The organism is Duganella sp. 1224 (assembly GCF_013408245.1).
In the GTDB taxonomy this organism is placed as follows: Bacteria; Pseudomonadota; Gammaproteobacteria; order Burkholderiales; family Burkholderiaceae_D; genus Rugamonas.
This window is the reverse complement of record NZ_JACBYS010000003.1, coordinates 219,612-234,012: the sequence shown is the minus strand read 5'-3', so window position 1 is coordinate 234,012 and position 14,401 is coordinate 219,612. Positions and strand designations below refer to the sequence as shown.

Below are 14,401 nucleotides of genomic sequence, written 5' to 3'. Positions count from 1 at the left end.
CGAGACGGCAAGATTGGGAATGCAGGCCGGAAAACCGTTTTTCCTTCGGTGTCAGGCCATCCGCACCTTCTGCAAGGCCAGCCGGTGCAGCGCCCAGCTCAGCAGCACGGCCGCCACCGTCAGGCCGACCACCAGGCCGATCCAGAAGCCGGCCGCCGCCATGTCATGCCCGAGGCCGAGCCAGCAGCCGAGCGGCAGCGCCACGCCCCAGAACGCCAGCAACTGGATCTGCATCGGCTGGCGCGTCACCTTGTAGCCGCGGATGGCGCTGGAGGTGGCCACCTGGGTGGCGTCCGACAGCTGGAACAGCGCGGCAAACAGCAGCAGGTAGGCGCACAGCGCGCGCACCGCCAAGTCCGAGGTGTAGGCGGCGGCGATCTGCTGGCGCCACGCCACCATCAGCAGCGCCGACAGCAGGCCGAACGCCAGCGCCATGCCGACCCCGACCCAGGCGACGAAGCGCGCCCGCACCGGATCGCCTTCGCCCATGGCCTGGCCGACGCGGGTGATCAGCGCGATGCCAAAGCTGAGCGGCACCATGAAGGTCAGCGAGCTGAAATTGAGGGCGATCTGGTGCGCGGAAATCTCCACCACGCCGTAGCGCGCCACCAGCAGGCTGACCGCGCCAAACGCGCTGACCTCGGCGAAATAGGTGACGCCGATCGGCAGGCCGAGGCGCAGCATCGGGCCGATCTCGGTCCAGCGCGGGCCTTCCCAGTGGCTGAACGGGAAGGTGGCGCGGTAGGCCGGCGCGCGCCAGATCCACAGCAGCATCGCCGCCAGCATCAGCCACATGCACAGCCCGGTCGACACCGCGCAGCCGACCCCGCCCAGCGCCGGCAGCCCCCAGTGGCCGAACACCAGCAGCCAGTTGACCGCCACGTTGAACAGCAGGCCGAGGATGGCGATCACCATCACCGGCTTGGTCTGGTTGATGCTGGTGCTGTAGCCGTACAGCGCGCGGTAGGCGGCCAGCGGCGGCAGGCCGATGCTGATCACGTGCACGAACAGCGCCGCCTGGCGTTGCACGTGGGGCGCCAGGCGCAGATGATCGAACACCAAGGTCGACAGGTTGGCCAGCAGCATCGCCGCCAGGCCGACGCCGAGCGCCTGCCACAGCGACTGGCGCACCGCGCGCGGCACCCGGTCCAGCGCGCCGGCGCCGACGTCGTGGGCGACGATCGAGTTGATCGCCATCATCACGCCGCTGACGGTGACCAGGATGATGGCCCACACCGACGCCCCCAGCGACACCGCCGCCAGCTCGTCGGCGCTGGTGTGGCCGGTCATGGCGACGTCGGCCACGCCCATGCCGACCGTGGCCAGTTGGCCGACCAGCACCGGCCAGGCCAGGTGCCACAGGGCGGCGATTTCACGGCGGATATTCGGCAGGGTAAACGTGTGCGGCATCGGCGGCGGGCCCAATAAAGTCGTTACAGAAAGGCACAATTTTACTGTGTTGCCAACAGTTTTGCGCGCTATGATGCGGGTTCCGCCCTTTTGGAGCCACCATGCGCCACCTGATTGCCGCCGCCGTCCTCGGCGCCGCCTGCACCGCCGTCCACGCCGGCGACATCACGCTGTACACGCGCGCCCACCTGGGCGGGCCGGCGATCACGCTGCACGAGGCCGTGCCCGACCTCGACCTGCAGGGCTTCAACGACAAGACCGCCAGCGTGGTGGTGCAAAAAGGCACGTGGGAAGTGTGCGCGGAAAAGCACTACAAAGGGAAATGCCTGGTGTTGGCGGAAGGCGAATACCCGGAGCTGAAAGGTTTCGTCAACATGATCTCGTCGGTGCGCGAAGTCGACCCGAAGCGCGCCCGCCCCGCCAAATAAACCGTCGTTCCGGCGCAGGCCGGACCCCCTGGAACGCTGGCATGGCAGTAGCGCGGGCTGTGGATGGAGTCCGGCTTGCGCCGGCATGACGGCCAGGCCATTTAGGAAGGCGCGGCGGCGGCGCATTTCCGGGTACACTCCAGTAAGGCAATTACCGGAGTGCGCAGCGTGGAATACAAGGATTACTACCAGACCCTGGGCGTGGCCAAGACCGCCGGCGAGGACGAGATCAAGAAGGCGTATCGCAAGCTGGTCCGCAAATACCACCCGGACGTCAGCAAGGAAGCCGACGCCCAGCAGAAAACCCAGGAAATCAACGAGGCCTACGGCGTGCTGGGCGACGCCGAGAAGCGCGCCGCCTACGACGAGTTGGGGCGCGGCCACCAGTACCGTGCCGGCCAGGAATTCCGTCCGCCACCGGACTGGGGCCGTGGCTTCGGCGGCGGCGCGGGCGCGGGTGGCGGCGCCGGGGGCTATGGCGGCGGCGGCTTCAGCGGCGCCGACAGCGACTTCTTCTCGGACCTGTTCGCCAACTTCGGCGGCGGCCGCCGGCGCCAGCAGGCGCCGCAGCGCGGCGCCGACAGCCACGCCAGCATCACCATCGACCTGGCCGACAGCTACCACGGCGCCACCCGCACCATCGGCCTGATGGTGGCCGAGCGCGACGCCGAGGACCGCATCGTCACCCGCGAGCGCAACCTCAGCGTCAACATTCCCAAGGGCGTGACCGCCGGCCAGCAGCTGCGTCTGGCCGGCCAGGGCGAGCCGGGCGCCGCCGGGCCGGGCGACCTGTATCTGGAAATCCAGTTCCGCCCGCACGCGCGCTACCGCGTCGACGGCCGCGATGTCTACCAGACGGTGCCGGTGGCGCCGTGGGAGCTGGCGCTGGGCGGCGAGATCGAGGTGGCCACGCCGTCGGGCAAGGTCAACGTCACGGTGCCGGCCGGCTCGCAGAGCGGGCGCAAGCTGCGCCTGCGCGGGCGCGGCATTCCGGGCAAGGAAGCGGGCGACCTGTACCTGCTGCTGGAGGTGGTGCTGCCGCCGGCCAGCAGCGACAAGGCGCGCGAACTGTACCAAACAATGGCGCGCGAGCTGGCCTTCAACCCGCGCGCGGGAGGATGAGCATGGAAGCCACGGTAACCGCCGTACTGATCGAAGACGAGGCCGCGCTGACGCTGGCCGAGCTGGCGCGCGCCTGCGCCGTCGAGCCCGACTGGGTGGTGGCGCGGGTGCGCACCGGCATTTTGCTGGACCTGGACCCGGAGGCCGCCGCCGGCGCCGCCGACAGCGCCGGCTGGCGCTTCAGCAGCGCCGACCTGGTGCGGGCGCGCCGGCTGTGCCAGATCGAGCGCGCGTTCGACGCCAACGACGACGTCGCCGCGCTGGTGGTCGACCTGTCGGAGGAGATCCGCCGCCTGCGCGGCAAGCTCAGCGCGGCCGGAGTGAAATAGGCGCGGCCACCGCGATGCCGGCCGGCGGCTCGGCCGCCGGCGGCCGCGGCAGGCGGTCGGTCAGCGCGTGGTAGCCATGCGGCGGCACCTGCGCCGCGTGGGCCGCGGCCGCCGCCAGCTCGTCGGCCTCGCGCGCGTTCAGCGGCACCGGCATGCCCGGCTGGTCGAGGTCGAGGAACTGCTGGATCAGCCAGCGCGTGGCCGGCCCCGGCTCCTCGTCGCCGCGGCGGATCACGTACAGCGGGAAGCTGAACGAGCTGCCCTCGGCGATCTGCAGCTGCACCAGGCGGCCGGCGTCGAGGTCCCACTGCACGAACTCCAGCGGCATATTGCCCCAGCCGATGCCGTTGCGCAGCAGCGCGTGCTTGGAGCTGAGGTCGCCCAGGCGCCAGTCGCGCAGCGCCAGCACGCCGAAGTCCTGGCCGGCGGTCAAGGTGCTGCGGTCGGTCAGCACCAGCTGGGTGTGTTCGCGCAGCACGGCGGTCGGCACGATGCCGTCGATCTGCGCCAGCGGATGGTCGGGCGCCACCACCGGCACCATGGTGACGAAGCCGCAGGCCTGGCGCTCGATCACGTCCGGCGTGCCCGGCATCCAGCCGCTGATGCCGATGCGGCAGGTGCCGTCGGCCACCAGCTGGGTCACCGCGCCCAGCGCCTCGGTGCGCAGGCGCATCGACACGGTCGGAAACTCCTTCTGGAAGGCGTGCAGGATGCGCACCAGCTTACAGGTGGAAAACATGACGTCGACCACCAGCGACACCTCGGCCTCCAGCCCGGCCGACAGCGCCTTGGCGCGGGCGCGCATGCCGTCCACCTTGAGCGACACCGCGCGGGCGTCGGCCAGCAGCGCCTTGCCGGCCTCGGTCAGGGTCGGCTTGCGCTTGCCGCGGTCGAGCAGCGCCACGTTCAGCTGCTCCTCCAGGTTGGCGATGGTATAACTGATGACCGACTGGGTGCGGTGCAGGGCGCGCGCGGCGTTGGCAAAGCCGCCGTGGTCGATGACGGCGATAAACACGCGCAGTTGGTCGAGGGAGGGCAGGCCGGGATCACGCATAATCGATTTTTTCGATAAAGATTATAGAAATAAACCACATTTCATCGATATTATAATCGTTTTATGATGCGCCCATTCCCTCACCGAAAGGAGCCGCACCATGACCACCATCCTCCACATCGACAGCAGCGTGCGCAGCGCCGGTTCGCTGACCCGCCAGCTGGGCGCCGAAGTCATCGCCAAGCTGCAGGCCGCCACCCCGGGCGCCAAGGTCGTCACCCGCGACATCGTCAGCCATCCGCTGCCGCACCTGACCGAACAGCTGATCGGCGCCTACTTCACCCCGGCCGAGCAGCGCAACGCCGAGCAGGCGCACGCCATCACCACCTCGGACGCGCTGGTCGACGAGCTGCTGGCCGCCGACACCATCGTCATCGGCGCGCCGATGTACAACTTCTCAATCACCTCCGGCCTGAAGGCCTGGATCGACCACATTGCCCGCGTCGGCCGCACCTTCCAGTACGGCGCCAACGGTCCGCAGGGCCTGGTGACCGGCAAGAAAGTCATCGTCGTCGTCGCCAGCGGCGGCGTCTACAGCCAGGGCCCGGCGGCCGCTTACGACCACGTCACCACCTACCTGCGCGCCGCGCTGGGCTTCCTCGGCATGACCGACGTCAGCTTCGTGGTGGCCGAAGGCGTGTCGATGGGTGAAGCAGCCGTGGCCCAGGCCCAGGCCAAGGCCCGCGCCCAGATCGACGCCATCGCCGCCTAAGCCGCTAAGCGGCCGCCGTCCCGGCGCAGGCCGGGACCCATGCTGAAGCGACCGACACGCGCCCCAGCCCCCACCGCCCTCCGGCCGTGGGGGCTTGTTGTATCATGCAGATCTATTGCCCTGGAGCCTGACATGAAACGCAACCTGCACCTGCTGCTGATCGACCCGCAAAACGATTTCTGCGACCTGCCCGCCGGCTACCTGCCGACCGACCCGGTCACGCGCCAGCCGCTGGCGCCGGCGCTGCCGGTGCCGGGCGCCCACCAGGACATGCTGCGCGTGGCCGGCCTGATCAACCGCGGCCGCGCCGGCCTGAGCGCGCTCAGCGTCACGCTCGACTCGCACCACCGCTTCGACATCGCCCACCCGACCTACTGGATCGCCGCCGACGGCGCGCCGGTGGCGCCGTTCACCGAAATCAGCGCGGCCGACGTGCGCGCGCGGCGCTACCTGCCGCGCCACCCGGCCGGGCTGGCCATCACGCTGAACTACCTCGACCGCCTGGAGGCGGCCGGCCGCTACCAGCTGATGGTGTGGCCGGTGCACTGCGAGATCGGCAGCTGGGGCCACAACGTCCACGCCGACGTGCGCGCCGCCTATGGCCACTGGGAAGAGGCGGCGCTGGGCATCGTTGCCAAGCTGGCCAAGGGCTCGAATCCGTGGACCGAGCACTACTCGGCGGTGCAGGCCGAGGTGCCGGACGCCGACGACCCCGACACCCAGTTCAACGTCAAGTTCGTGCGCACCCTGGCCGAGGCCGACCGCATCTACGTGGCCGGCGAGGCCGGCAGCCACTGCGTCAAGGCCACGGTCGAGCACATCGCCGACTACTTCGCGGCCGAATACGGGCCCGCCTCGCTGAGCAAGCTGGTGCTGCTGACCGACTGCATCAGCCCGGTGACCGGCTTCGCGCCCCAGTACCAGGCCTTCCTGCAGGCGATGGCCGCGCGCGGCGTGCAGCTGGCGACGGCGGCCGACGTGCTGCCGGAACTGCTGGCCAACGCCGGGCACGAGGCGGAGCGCGCATGAACGCCCCGGTCGTCCGCAGCCTGCTCGAAACCGACCTGTACAAATTCACCATGTGGCAGGCGCTGCTGCACGGCCACCCGAACGCGCACACCGAATACGAATTCGTCTGCCGCAACACGCCGGCCTTCCCGCTGACCGAGCTGCTGGGCGAGGTCGAGCGCGAGCTCGACCACCTGTGCTCGATGAGCTTCAGCGACGAGGAGCTGACCTATCTGCGCTCGCTGCGCTACATGAAGAGCGACTTCGTCGACTTCCTGACGGTGTTCCGCTTCCAGCGCAAGTTCATCGAGGTGCGCGCGGTTGGCGACACGCTGACCATCCACGCCGCCGGCCCGCAGGTGCACGTGATGGGCTTTGAAATCTACGTGCTGTACATCGTCAACGAGCTGTACTTCCGCCGCTTCGATCAGGCCGCCGCGCTGGACGAGGGCCGCAAGCGCCTGAGCGCCAAGATCGCCCGGTTGAAGGCTTTCGGCGCCGAGCCGGCGCGCCACTTTCCGTTCGAGCTGTCCGACTTCGGCACCCGGCGCCGCTTCTCCGGCGCCTGGCACGACGAGGTGGTGCAGCGGCTGGCGCGCGAGGTGCCGGAATACTTCAAGGGCACCTCCAACGTCTACCAGGCGATGAAGTTCGGCCTGATCCCGATCGGCACCATGGCACACGAATACATGCAATCGTTCCAGGCCTTTGGCGTGCGCCTGCGCGACTTCCAGAAAGCCTCGCTGGAGGCCTGGGTGCAGGAATACCGGGGCGACCTTGGCATCGCGCTGACCGACGTGGTCGGCATGGACGCCTTTCTCGACGACTTCGACCTGTATTTCGCCAAGCTGTTCGACGGCCTGCGCCACGACTCCGGCGACCCGGTGGTGTGGGGCGAGAAAGCCATCGCCCACTATGCCGCGCTGCGCATCGACGCGCGCACCAAGCGGCTGGTGTTCTCGGACGGGCTCAACCTGGACAGCGCGATCGCGCTGTACCGCCACTTCGCCGACCGCATCATGACCGGCTTCGGCATCGGCACCCACCTGACCAACGACGTCGGCCTGGCGCCGCTCAACATCGTCATGAAGCTGGTGTGCTGCAACGGCCAGTCGGTGGCCAAGCTGTCCGACTCGCCGGGCAAGACCTTGTGCAAGGACGAAACCTTCCTGGCCTATCTGCGCCAGGTGTTCCACCACCCGCAGGCGGCCTAGGCGGGCGGCGCCGGCCTCAGGCCTCGGTGGCGCCGTAGCCGCCCATGATGGTGTCGGCCTTGTCGTGCTCGTCGTCATCGTAGACATCGACCGACAGCATGGCGCCAGCGCGGTGGCGGGCGGCGGCCGCAGCGGCCGGGCCGCCCGGCGTCAGCGCGTCGAGCAGATTGCCGACGGTGTCGGTGGCCACGTTGGGCGGCAGCGTCGCGTGCTTGGTCAGCTGCACGCTGGCCTGCGGAAAGCCGCTGGCCAGCAGCGCGCTGCGGGCGCTCTCGGCGTCCGAGATTTGCGGGAAATTGCGATGGATGGTGCGGGTCATGATGGCCTCCTGTTCTTGCTGTTATGCGTGACGGGTTCAAAAGCCGGTCACGACCGGGGAGTAATGCTCGACCTTGGGCGGCTGGGCAAAGAAGCCGCCGACCAGCGCGCGCCAGTCCTGAAAGCCGGGGCTGCTGCGGAAATCAACCGTGTGGTGCTCCAGCGTGGCCCAGCCGATCACCAGATGGTAGGTGTCGGGCGACTCGATGCCGCGCTCCAGCCGCATCGACTGGCAGCCGCTGGCCGCTTTAAAAATCGGCACCGCCTGGGTAACGGCCGCCTCGAAGGCAGCGTGGGTGTCGGGCTTGACGGTGATCTCGGCGATCTCGTAAATCATGGCGCATCCTGGTAGTGGCAGATGGCCCTATTGTGCCTGAACTGCGGCCGGCGTGCGCAGGATGAAACGCATCGCCTGGTGTGCCAGTTCACGCACGTCGGCACCGCTGCCGGGCTTGTACCACTGGACGGTCCAGTTGAGCGCGCCGAAAATCAGCAGGCGGTCGAAGCGCGACGGCATGGCCCAGTCGCCCGAGTGGTGCAGGGCGGCGATGGCCTGGTCCCACACCGCCTCGTAGCGGTCCTTGAGCGCGTTGATGCGCTCGCGCGAGTTCGGGTCCAGCGAGCGCCACTCGTACAGCAGCACCGGGATGAAATGGTGGTCCGGCGCCAGCAGCGTGTGCAGATGGGCCTCGACCAGCCGGTGCAGCATGGCGCTGGGCGACAGCGGCTCGGCGGCGATCGCCTCGACCTCGGTCAGCGCGCGCTGCATGCCCTGTTCCATGATGGCGGCCAGGATCTCCTGCTTGGTCTTGAAATGGTAGAACCAGCTGCCGGCCTGGATGCCGGCGGCCGCGGCGATATCGCGCACGGTGGTGTTGTCATAGCCCTTGGTGCGGAACAGCCGCGCCGATTTCTCGATCAGCTCGGCGCGCAGGCTGCCGCTTTCGCCCTTTTGCGGGCGGCCGCGTTTCTTCGGGCTGGGCACAGTGGGCGCGGCGGCATCGTGCATGGCAGTGGCGAGCTGAAGTAATGACCATGTCATTCTAAACTGGGATTGCCGCAATTTCACAAATCCGCACGTGCTGTGCTGCAATGCAACAACAACCGCACCTTTGCGCCACCTCAGACGGGCCGCGCCCGCCGCGCCTAAGCTGGGGGTAAAACACGGAGAGACGCCATGCATTCCCCGGCTCAGCTTGACAACCGCCACCGTGTCCGCGAGGATGAAACCATGGATACGCTCACAAGCGAGATGCACAACGGCTTCCGGGAAACCAACGCCCGGATCGACGCGCTGCACCGCGAATCGCTGCAGCGGATGGACCTGCTGCGCCAGGAAGTCCACGCCCGCATCGACGCCCTGCGCGCGGAGACGCAGGTCCAGTTTCAGCAGGCCGAAGCCAGAACCGACCGCCTGCGGGCGGAAACCAACGAGAATTTCAGGCTGGTCCACGCCAAAATTGAGAGACTGCGCGAGGAAACCAACGAAAACTTCCGGCTGGCCGACGCCAAAATCGAACGATTGCGCGAGGAAACCAACGAAAACTTCCGGCTGGCCGACGCCAAAATCGAACGATTGCGCGAGGAGACCAACGAAAATTTCCGGCTGGTCGACGCCAAAATCGAGGGATTGCGCGAGGAAACCAACGAAAATTTCCGGCTGGCCGACGCCAAAATCGAGCGACTCCGGGAGGAAACCAACGAAAATTTCCGTCTGTCGCGCGAGGAAATGCGGGACAACATGCGGTTGGTGGACGCCAAGATCGAGCAGCTGCGCAAGGAGACGGCGCTGCGGATCGACGGCCTGGAGCGCCAATTGCGCTGGCTGGCCGGCATGGTCCTGACCAGTTTGCTCGGCATCGTCACCAGCGTCGCTGGCATCGCCGGCCTGCTGATCAAGGTGCTGTGAGGGGTGTTGGTGCCGGTATATTTCCCGACCGCCGGCGCCGGTAGTAGCCGCCGCGAGGGCGCTAATAAGTCGTTCCATGTGAGAACTGAGCGGATCATACCGCCCGAATATGACCGGCGTTTGACGTGGATAGCAGGGCAGCCCAAAGTGCGGTAGAATAGAAGTTCTGTGGGGCCGACCTGGTTTCGACGTGGGTTGCAAAGCAGAACAGGGCATACCGAGGCCTGGTTACCTCGTAAATACACCCAGAAATCAATAACTGCAAACGATAACTCGTACGCACTGGCAGCCTAAGGGCTGTTAGCTCCTAAACGCTTCTTCCCTGGGGCGGGCCGTTAAAAGCCAAGGAGTCATTTACAGGGAATCGCGCTGTAACGGGTCACTTGAAGCAGCGCTAAATCTAAGGTGAATCGCCTGTCCAAAACGTGCACATCCGTGTTGTACAGGTTAAATTAAATGATAGTGCTAAGTATGTAGAACTGTCTGTAGAGTGCTTGCGGACGCGGGTTCGATTCCCGCCGGCTCCACCATCCGGATAAAACAAAAGGCCCCGGCGCGTCAGCGTCGGGGCCTTTTTGTTTGTCGGCGTTAGAATCCCGGCGCCGGCACCTCGGGGATCTGGTTGTGCAGGCTGGCGTTGATGACGTTCCAGCCACGGATCACGGCGATGGCGTAGCTTAGTTCGGCGATTTCGTTGTCGGTGAAATGTTCTTTGAGCTGGGCGAAGTCGTCGTCGGTCGGCTGGCGCTGGGGCAGGGCGTTGACGGCTTCGGCCCAGTTCAGCGCGGCCCGCTCCAGCGCGCTGAAGAACGGCGCCTCGCGCCAGCCGGCCACGGCGTTCAGGTGGCGCGGTTCGGCGCCCTGGCGGATCAGGTCGCGCCAGTGCATGTCGATGCAGACGCCGCAGCCGTTCAGCTGCGACACGCGCAGGTTGACCAGCTCCACCAGGCGGATGCCCAGCGAACTTTTCTTGACCGACGCCGACAGCGCGATCATGGCCTGCAACTGGGCCGGGGCGAGTTGGAAGAAGGGAATACGGGCGGTCTGGCTCATGATGTGCTCTTTCACAGTGGCGAGGGCGCACCGCGCGCCCTCCTGTACTGTCAGACGGCCGGCGCGGCCGGCTTGTGACAGCCCGCGTCGACAACCGCCGGCACGCCGGCCAGCTTGTCGGGATTGCGGACGATAAAGACGGCGACGATGCGGTCGCCGTCGATCAGGAAGGACTGGGCCGACTCCAGCGCGCCGTCGACGTAGCGCAGCAGCCCCGGCTCGCCGTTGACGCGCGCCAGGCGGTAGCTGACCTGTCGCGGATGCTTGTGTTCCAGCGACCAGAAGGCGCCGGCCACGCGGCCGGCGCCGTGCAGCACGCGCAGATAGGAATTGACCTTGCCGCCGCCGTCGGCCACCAGCTGCACGTCGTCCGACAGCAGCGCCTTCATGGCCGCGCGGTCGCCGGCCTCGGCGGCGGCCATGAAGCGGCCCAGCAGCGCCTGCCGCGCAGCCCGCGCCGTGCGCGGCACCGCGAAGCGCGGCTGTTGCTGCTGCACGCGCTGCTGCGCCCGGCTGACCATCTGCCGGCACGCGGCCTCGCTCTTGTCCAGCATGGCGGCGATGTCGGCGTAGTCGTGCTCGAACACCTGGCGCAGCAGGAAGGCCGCGCGCTCCTCCGGCGCCAGCCGCTCCAGCACCCACAGCAGCGCCATCGACACCTCGCTGGCCAGCTCGGCGCTGCTTTCCGGCGTGTGCTCGTCCAGCTCGACGATGGGCTCGGGCAGCCACCAGCCGACGTAGTGCTCGCGCTCGGCCAGCCGCGCACGCAGCCGGTCGATCGCCAGCCGGGTGGTGATGGTCACCAGCCACGCCTCGGGCGAACGCACCTCGGCCTGGTCGCTGCCGTGCCAGCGCAGCCAGGCGTCCTGCACCACGTCCTCGGCGTCGGCGCGGGTGCCGAGCATGCGGTAGGCGGTGGCAAACAGGCGCGGCCGCAAGGCCGCGAACAGGGAAGTATCGGTCATCATGTACCTTAGACGGGCGATCCCGGCGATCTGTGACAGCTTACCGCAGCCGCCGCCCACCGCGCCGGCGCCGCGTTTTTCGCTTGCCGCGCCGCGCGCTCCCTCATAGACTCTGGCATACCCCTCCACCGCAGGCCTACACCCGGGAGCAACAATGAAGAATGCAGTCGCGATCGCCCTGGTCGCATGGTGTCTGGCGGCGCGCGCCGCCGAGCCGCCGCCGGTCGACGTCACCGGCGGTGCCGTGGCCGGCGAGCGCGCCGACGGCCTGCTGGTGTACAAGGGCATACCGTTCGCCGCGCCGCCGGTCGGTCCGCTGCGCTGGCGGGCGCCGCAGCCGGTGCCGCCGTGGGATGGCGTGCGCGCGGCGCGCCAGTTCGCCCCGGCCTGTGCCCAGACCGCCGTCTGGATCACCATGCCGAAGAGCGAAGACTGCCTGTATCTCAACGTCTGGGCGCCGGAACCGGATGGCCAGCGCGGCGGCAAGCTGCCGGTGATCGTCTGGATCCATGGCGGCGGCTATTACGGCGGCAGCGGCGCCGAGGCCCGCTACACCGGCGTCAACCTGGCGCGGCGCGGGGCGGTGGTGGTGACGGTGAATTACCGGCTCGGCATCCTCGGCTTCTTCGCCCACCCGGAACTGGCGGCCGAGTCGCCGCGGCACGCGTCCGGCAACCAGGGCGTGCTGGACCAGGTCGCGGCCTTGCAATGGGTGCGCGACAACATCGCCGCCTTTGGTGGCGACCCGGGCCGCGTGACCATCGCCGGCGAGTCGGCCGGCGCCGGCTCGGTGGCGCTCCTGATCGCGTCGCCGCTGGCGCGCGGCCTGTTCCAGCGTGCCATCGCCGAGAGCGGCAGCAACCTGCTGGAGCCGCCGCTGGACCGCGCCAGCGCCGAGGCGCGCGGCGTGGCGTTCGCCCGCGCGGCTGGCGCGGCGCATCTGGCCGACCTGCGCGCCATGCCGGTGGCGGCGTTGCACCAGCAAGCCTGGTCGCCCGATGTGTTGATCGACGGCTATCTGCTGCGCGAGACGTTGCCGGACGCCTACCGCCAGCAGCGTCACAACGACGTGCCGCTGCTGACCGGATGGAATGCCGACGAGGGCCGGGACCTGGCGCCGGAGATCCTGGGCACCAGCGAGTTCACCCCGGCCAACCGGCCGGCGCTGATGGGCAAGCTGCTCGGCCACGCGCCGTCCGACGCGTTGCTGGCGGCCTATCCGGCGGCCACGGCGGCCGAGGCCAGGGCCGCCATCGAGCGCTTCACCACCGACTGGTGGGGCTGGCGCGCGACCACCTGGGCCGGGCTGCAGCAGCGCTATGGGCGAGCGGCGTCCTACGTGTATTTCTTCACGCGCCGGCCGGACCCGCCGGGGCCGTGCAGCTACGGCTGCGGCGCCGGCCATACCGCCGAGATCCTGTACGTGTTCGATAACCTGGAGCGGGACCGGCGCCCGTGGAGCCAGACCGACCGCCAACTGGCGGCCACGCTGGCCGACACCTGGGTGCGCTTCGCGCGCGACGGCACGCCCAACGGGCCGGGCCTGCCGCGCTGGCCGGCCTATGACGGCGCGGCCGCGTCCATCCGGCGCATCGGCGGCGACGCGGCCTTGCCGCCGTTCGACCTGTTCCGCCGGGCGGCGCCCGGCGACGGCCGGCGCTAAGGCCTGCCGGTCGGCGCGCCTCAGCCCTTCTTGTCCGGCACCGGCACGCGCTCGACGATGACGTTGCCGTCCACCACGCGGCAGTCGATCACGTGGTTGCGCGAGACGCTGGTGTGGCGCGAATAGAGGTCGTGGTACTTGCCGGCCTCCTCCAGCCGCAGGTCGATGCGGAAGCTTTCCAGGTTGTTGAGGCGCGCCACCTCGGCCACGCGCTGCTTGCGCACGTCGGCCTCCTTGTCGCTGCGGCCGTGCATGTCCGGGCCCTCGAAGTAACGGATCAGCGCGCACTCGATGACGTCGATGCGGTCCTTCAGCAGCAGGTCGGTGGCCACCGGATTCTGGTTGACCTCCAGCGCGGCCGGGTCGCCGTCGGCCGACACCACCTCGACGTTCATGCGCTGGATCAGCAGCAGCATGTCGTTGTGTTCGCTGTGATGCTGGTGCACGCGCTGCACCGGCATCAGGCGCGCGCGCGCCAGCCGGCCCAGCGGATCCTTGGTCTGGCCGACGTACTGCACCTCGCTGGCGTGGGTGTAGGGGTTGTCGTACTGCTGCAGCACGTCGTGGATCGACAGCGCCTCGATCAGGCCGCCCCAGTTGAGCGTGATGAACTGGTCGGTCAGCACCACGGTCGGCTTTTTCAGCGTGGCGGCGAACGGCACCGTCAGCTCGATGGTCAGGCTGTCCTTCTTTTCCTCGGTGCCGACCAGCAGCGGGATGGTCAGCTTCAGCGAGAAGAAGCCCCAGCTGGTGTTGCGCGACGGGTCGAAGCGGATGCGCGGCCGGCTGACGGCAAAGTAGATCAGCCGCTTCTCGCTGGTGGCCTCCAGGTCGAACTGCATGCGGCGCAGGTGGCGGCCGACCGGGTCGCGGATGTCCGGCACCGGCGGGAAGCCGGCGATCAGGTCGTACCAGTGGAATTTGGCGTCGGCCACGGTGACCACCCAGGTCTGCGGCGCGGCGCTACGCTGCGGCATCAGCGGCAGCAGTTCCTCCATCTCGTCCGGCGGCGGCGCCAGCAGGTCGTGGAAGGGTTCCGGCGCTTCCGCGAACAGCGCGCCGATGCCCAGCTCTTCCGGCGACGGATCGGGATAATCGTCGTCGTCATGGCTCATGTGCGCGCTCCGTGGTGTCATAGTCCGGTGATTATAGTGCCTGCGCCGGGATATTTCCATGTGGAAATGTCAGGCGGCGCCCGGCGCCCACCCACTGTAAC

16 protein-coding genes and 1 other RNA gene are annotated in these 14,401 nt (G+C 68.3%); 9 read left to right on the top strand and 8 right to left on the bottom strand.

The annotated features are described in order from the left end of the window. Positions 1 to 51: 51 nt before the first annotated feature. On the bottom strand, positions 52 to 1,410 hold the full coding sequence (locus FHW58_RS17585) for an MATE family efflux transporter (RefSeq protein ID WP_179674450.1): 1,359 nt from the start codon (positions 1,408 to 1,410) through the stop codon (positions 52 to 54). Between the two features lie 101 nt (positions 1,411 to 1,511). On the opposite strand from FHW58_RS17585, the gene FHW58_RS17580 reads away from it, so the two are divergent. From FHW58_RS17580 to FHW58_RS17570, 3 genes are all read left to right on the top strand, one after another. Further along, entirely contained in the window at positions 1,512 to 1,838 is a 327-nt protein-coding gene (locus tag FHW58_RS17580) for a beta/gamma crystallin-related protein (protein ID WP_179674449.1), read from the top strand. Between the two features lie 168 nt (positions 1,839 to 2,006). Then, positions 2,007 to 2,960 (top strand): DnaJ C-terminal domain-containing protein, encoded by a 954-nt coding sequence (locus FHW58_RS17575; RefSeq protein WP_179674448.1) that lies wholly within the window; start codon positions 2,007 to 2,009, stop codon positions 2,958 to 2,960. A gap of 2 nt (positions 2,961 to 2,962) precedes the next feature. Then, positions 2,963 to 3,289, top strand: a complete 327-nt coding sequence (locus FHW58_RS17570) for a MerR family transcriptional regulator (RefSeq protein ID WP_373996699.1) — start codon at positions 2,963 to 2,965, stop codon at positions 3,287 to 3,289. Here FHW58_RS17570 and FHW58_RS17565 read toward each other — a convergent pair. Further along, positions 3,267 to 4,343 carry a LysR family transcriptional regulator gene (locus tag FHW58_RS17565; RefSeq protein ID WP_179674446.1) on the bottom strand — a complete coding sequence of 359 codons (1,077 nt, stop codon included), beginning with the start codon at positions 4,341 to 4,343 and terminating at the stop codon, positions 3,267 to 3,269. The two genes, FHW58_RS17570 and FHW58_RS17565, sit on opposite strands and share 23 nt — an antisense overlap. A 100-nt stretch (positions 4,344 to 4,443) precedes the next feature. Between FHW58_RS17565 and FHW58_RS17560 the strand changes: the two genes are divergently transcribed. From FHW58_RS17560 to pncB, 3 genes are all read left to right on the top strand, one after another. Further along, a complete protein-coding gene (locus tag FHW58_RS17560; protein WP_179674445.1) occupies positions 4,444 to 5,055 on the top strand; it encodes an FMN-dependent NADH-azoreductase in 612 nt (203 codons plus the stop codon). Positions 5,056 to 5,187: 132 nt separating this feature from the next. Continuing rightward, a complete protein-coding gene (locus FHW58_RS17555; protein ID WP_179674444.1) occupies positions 5,188 to 6,084 on the top strand; it encodes a cysteine hydrolase in 897 nt (298 codons plus the stop codon). Next, positions 6,081 to 7,277, top strand: a complete 1,197-nt coding sequence (gene pncB / locus FHW58_RS17550; RefSeq protein WP_179674443.1) for a nicotinate phosphoribosyltransferase — start codon at positions 6,081 to 6,083, stop codon at positions 7,275 to 7,277. The genes FHW58_RS17555 and pncB overlap by 4 nt, the downstream gene beginning before the upstream one ends. Before the next feature lie 16 nt (positions 7,278 to 7,293). Here the strand turns inward: pncB and FHW58_RS17545 are convergent, their stop codons facing one another. The 3 genes from FHW58_RS17545 to FHW58_RS17535 are packed head-to-tail and all read right to left on the bottom strand — an operon-like array spanning position 7,294 to position 8,604. Continuing rightward, positions 7,294 to 7,596 carry a hypothetical protein gene (locus tag FHW58_RS17545; protein WP_179674442.1) on the bottom strand — a complete coding sequence of 101 codons (303 nt, stop codon included), beginning with the start codon at positions 7,594 to 7,596 and terminating at the stop codon, positions 7,294 to 7,296. A 36-nt stretch (positions 7,597 to 7,632) separates the two neighbouring features. Next, positions 7,633 to 7,932 carry an antibiotic biosynthesis monooxygenase gene (locus FHW58_RS17540; protein WP_179674441.1) on the bottom strand — a complete coding sequence of 100 codons (300 nt, stop codon included), beginning with the start codon at positions 7,930 to 7,932 and terminating at the stop codon, positions 7,633 to 7,635. Between the two features lie 27 nt (positions 7,933 to 7,959). After that, positions 7,960 to 8,604, bottom strand: coding sequence for a TetR/AcrR family transcriptional regulator (locus FHW58_RS17535; protein WP_179674440.1), 645 nt, complete (start codon positions 8,602 to 8,604; stop codon positions 7,960 to 7,962). Positions 8,605 to 8,826: 222 nt separating this feature from the next. Between FHW58_RS17535 and FHW58_RS17530 the strand changes: the two genes are divergently transcribed. After that, positions 8,827 to 9,504: a hypothetical protein gene (locus FHW58_RS17530; protein ID WP_179674439.1), complete on the top strand. Its 678-nt coding sequence runs from the start codon at positions 8,827 to 8,829 to the stop codon at positions 9,502 to 9,504. A 170-nt stretch (positions 9,505 to 9,674) separates the two neighbouring features. Further along, positions 9,675 to 10,034, top strand: a transfer-messenger RNA (tmRNA) gene (gene ssrA / locus FHW58_RS17525). 58 nt (positions 10,035 to 10,092) lie between these two features. Here ssrA and FHW58_RS17520 read toward each other — a convergent pair. Next, positions 10,093 to 10,557 (bottom strand): carboxymuconolactone decarboxylase family protein, encoded by a 465-nt coding sequence (locus FHW58_RS17520; RefSeq protein WP_179674438.1) that lies wholly within the window; start codon positions 10,555 to 10,557, stop codon positions 10,093 to 10,095. Positions 10,558 to 10,607: 50 nt separating this feature from the next. Continuing rightward, positions 10,608 to 11,522, bottom strand: coding sequence for an RNA polymerase sigma-70 factor (locus FHW58_RS17515; RefSeq protein ID WP_179674437.1), 915 nt, complete (start codon positions 11,520 to 11,522; stop codon positions 10,608 to 10,610). Positions 11,523 to 11,676: 154 nt separating this feature from the next. Between FHW58_RS17515 and FHW58_RS17510 the strand changes: the two genes are divergently transcribed. After that, positions 11,677 to 13,185 carry a carboxylesterase/lipase family protein gene (locus tag FHW58_RS17510; RefSeq protein WP_179674436.1) on the top strand — a complete coding sequence of 503 codons (1,509 nt, stop codon included), beginning with the start codon at positions 11,677 to 11,679 and terminating at the stop codon, positions 13,183 to 13,185. A gap of 20 nt (positions 13,186 to 13,205) precedes the next feature. Here the strand turns inward: FHW58_RS17510 and FHW58_RS17505 are convergent, their stop codons facing one another. Further along, on the bottom strand, positions 13,206 to 14,300 hold the full coding sequence (locus FHW58_RS17505; protein ID WP_179674435.1) for a hypothetical protein: 1,095 nt from the start codon (positions 14,298 to 14,300) through the stop codon (positions 13,206 to 13,208). Positions 14,301 to 14,401: the final 101 nt, after the last annotated feature.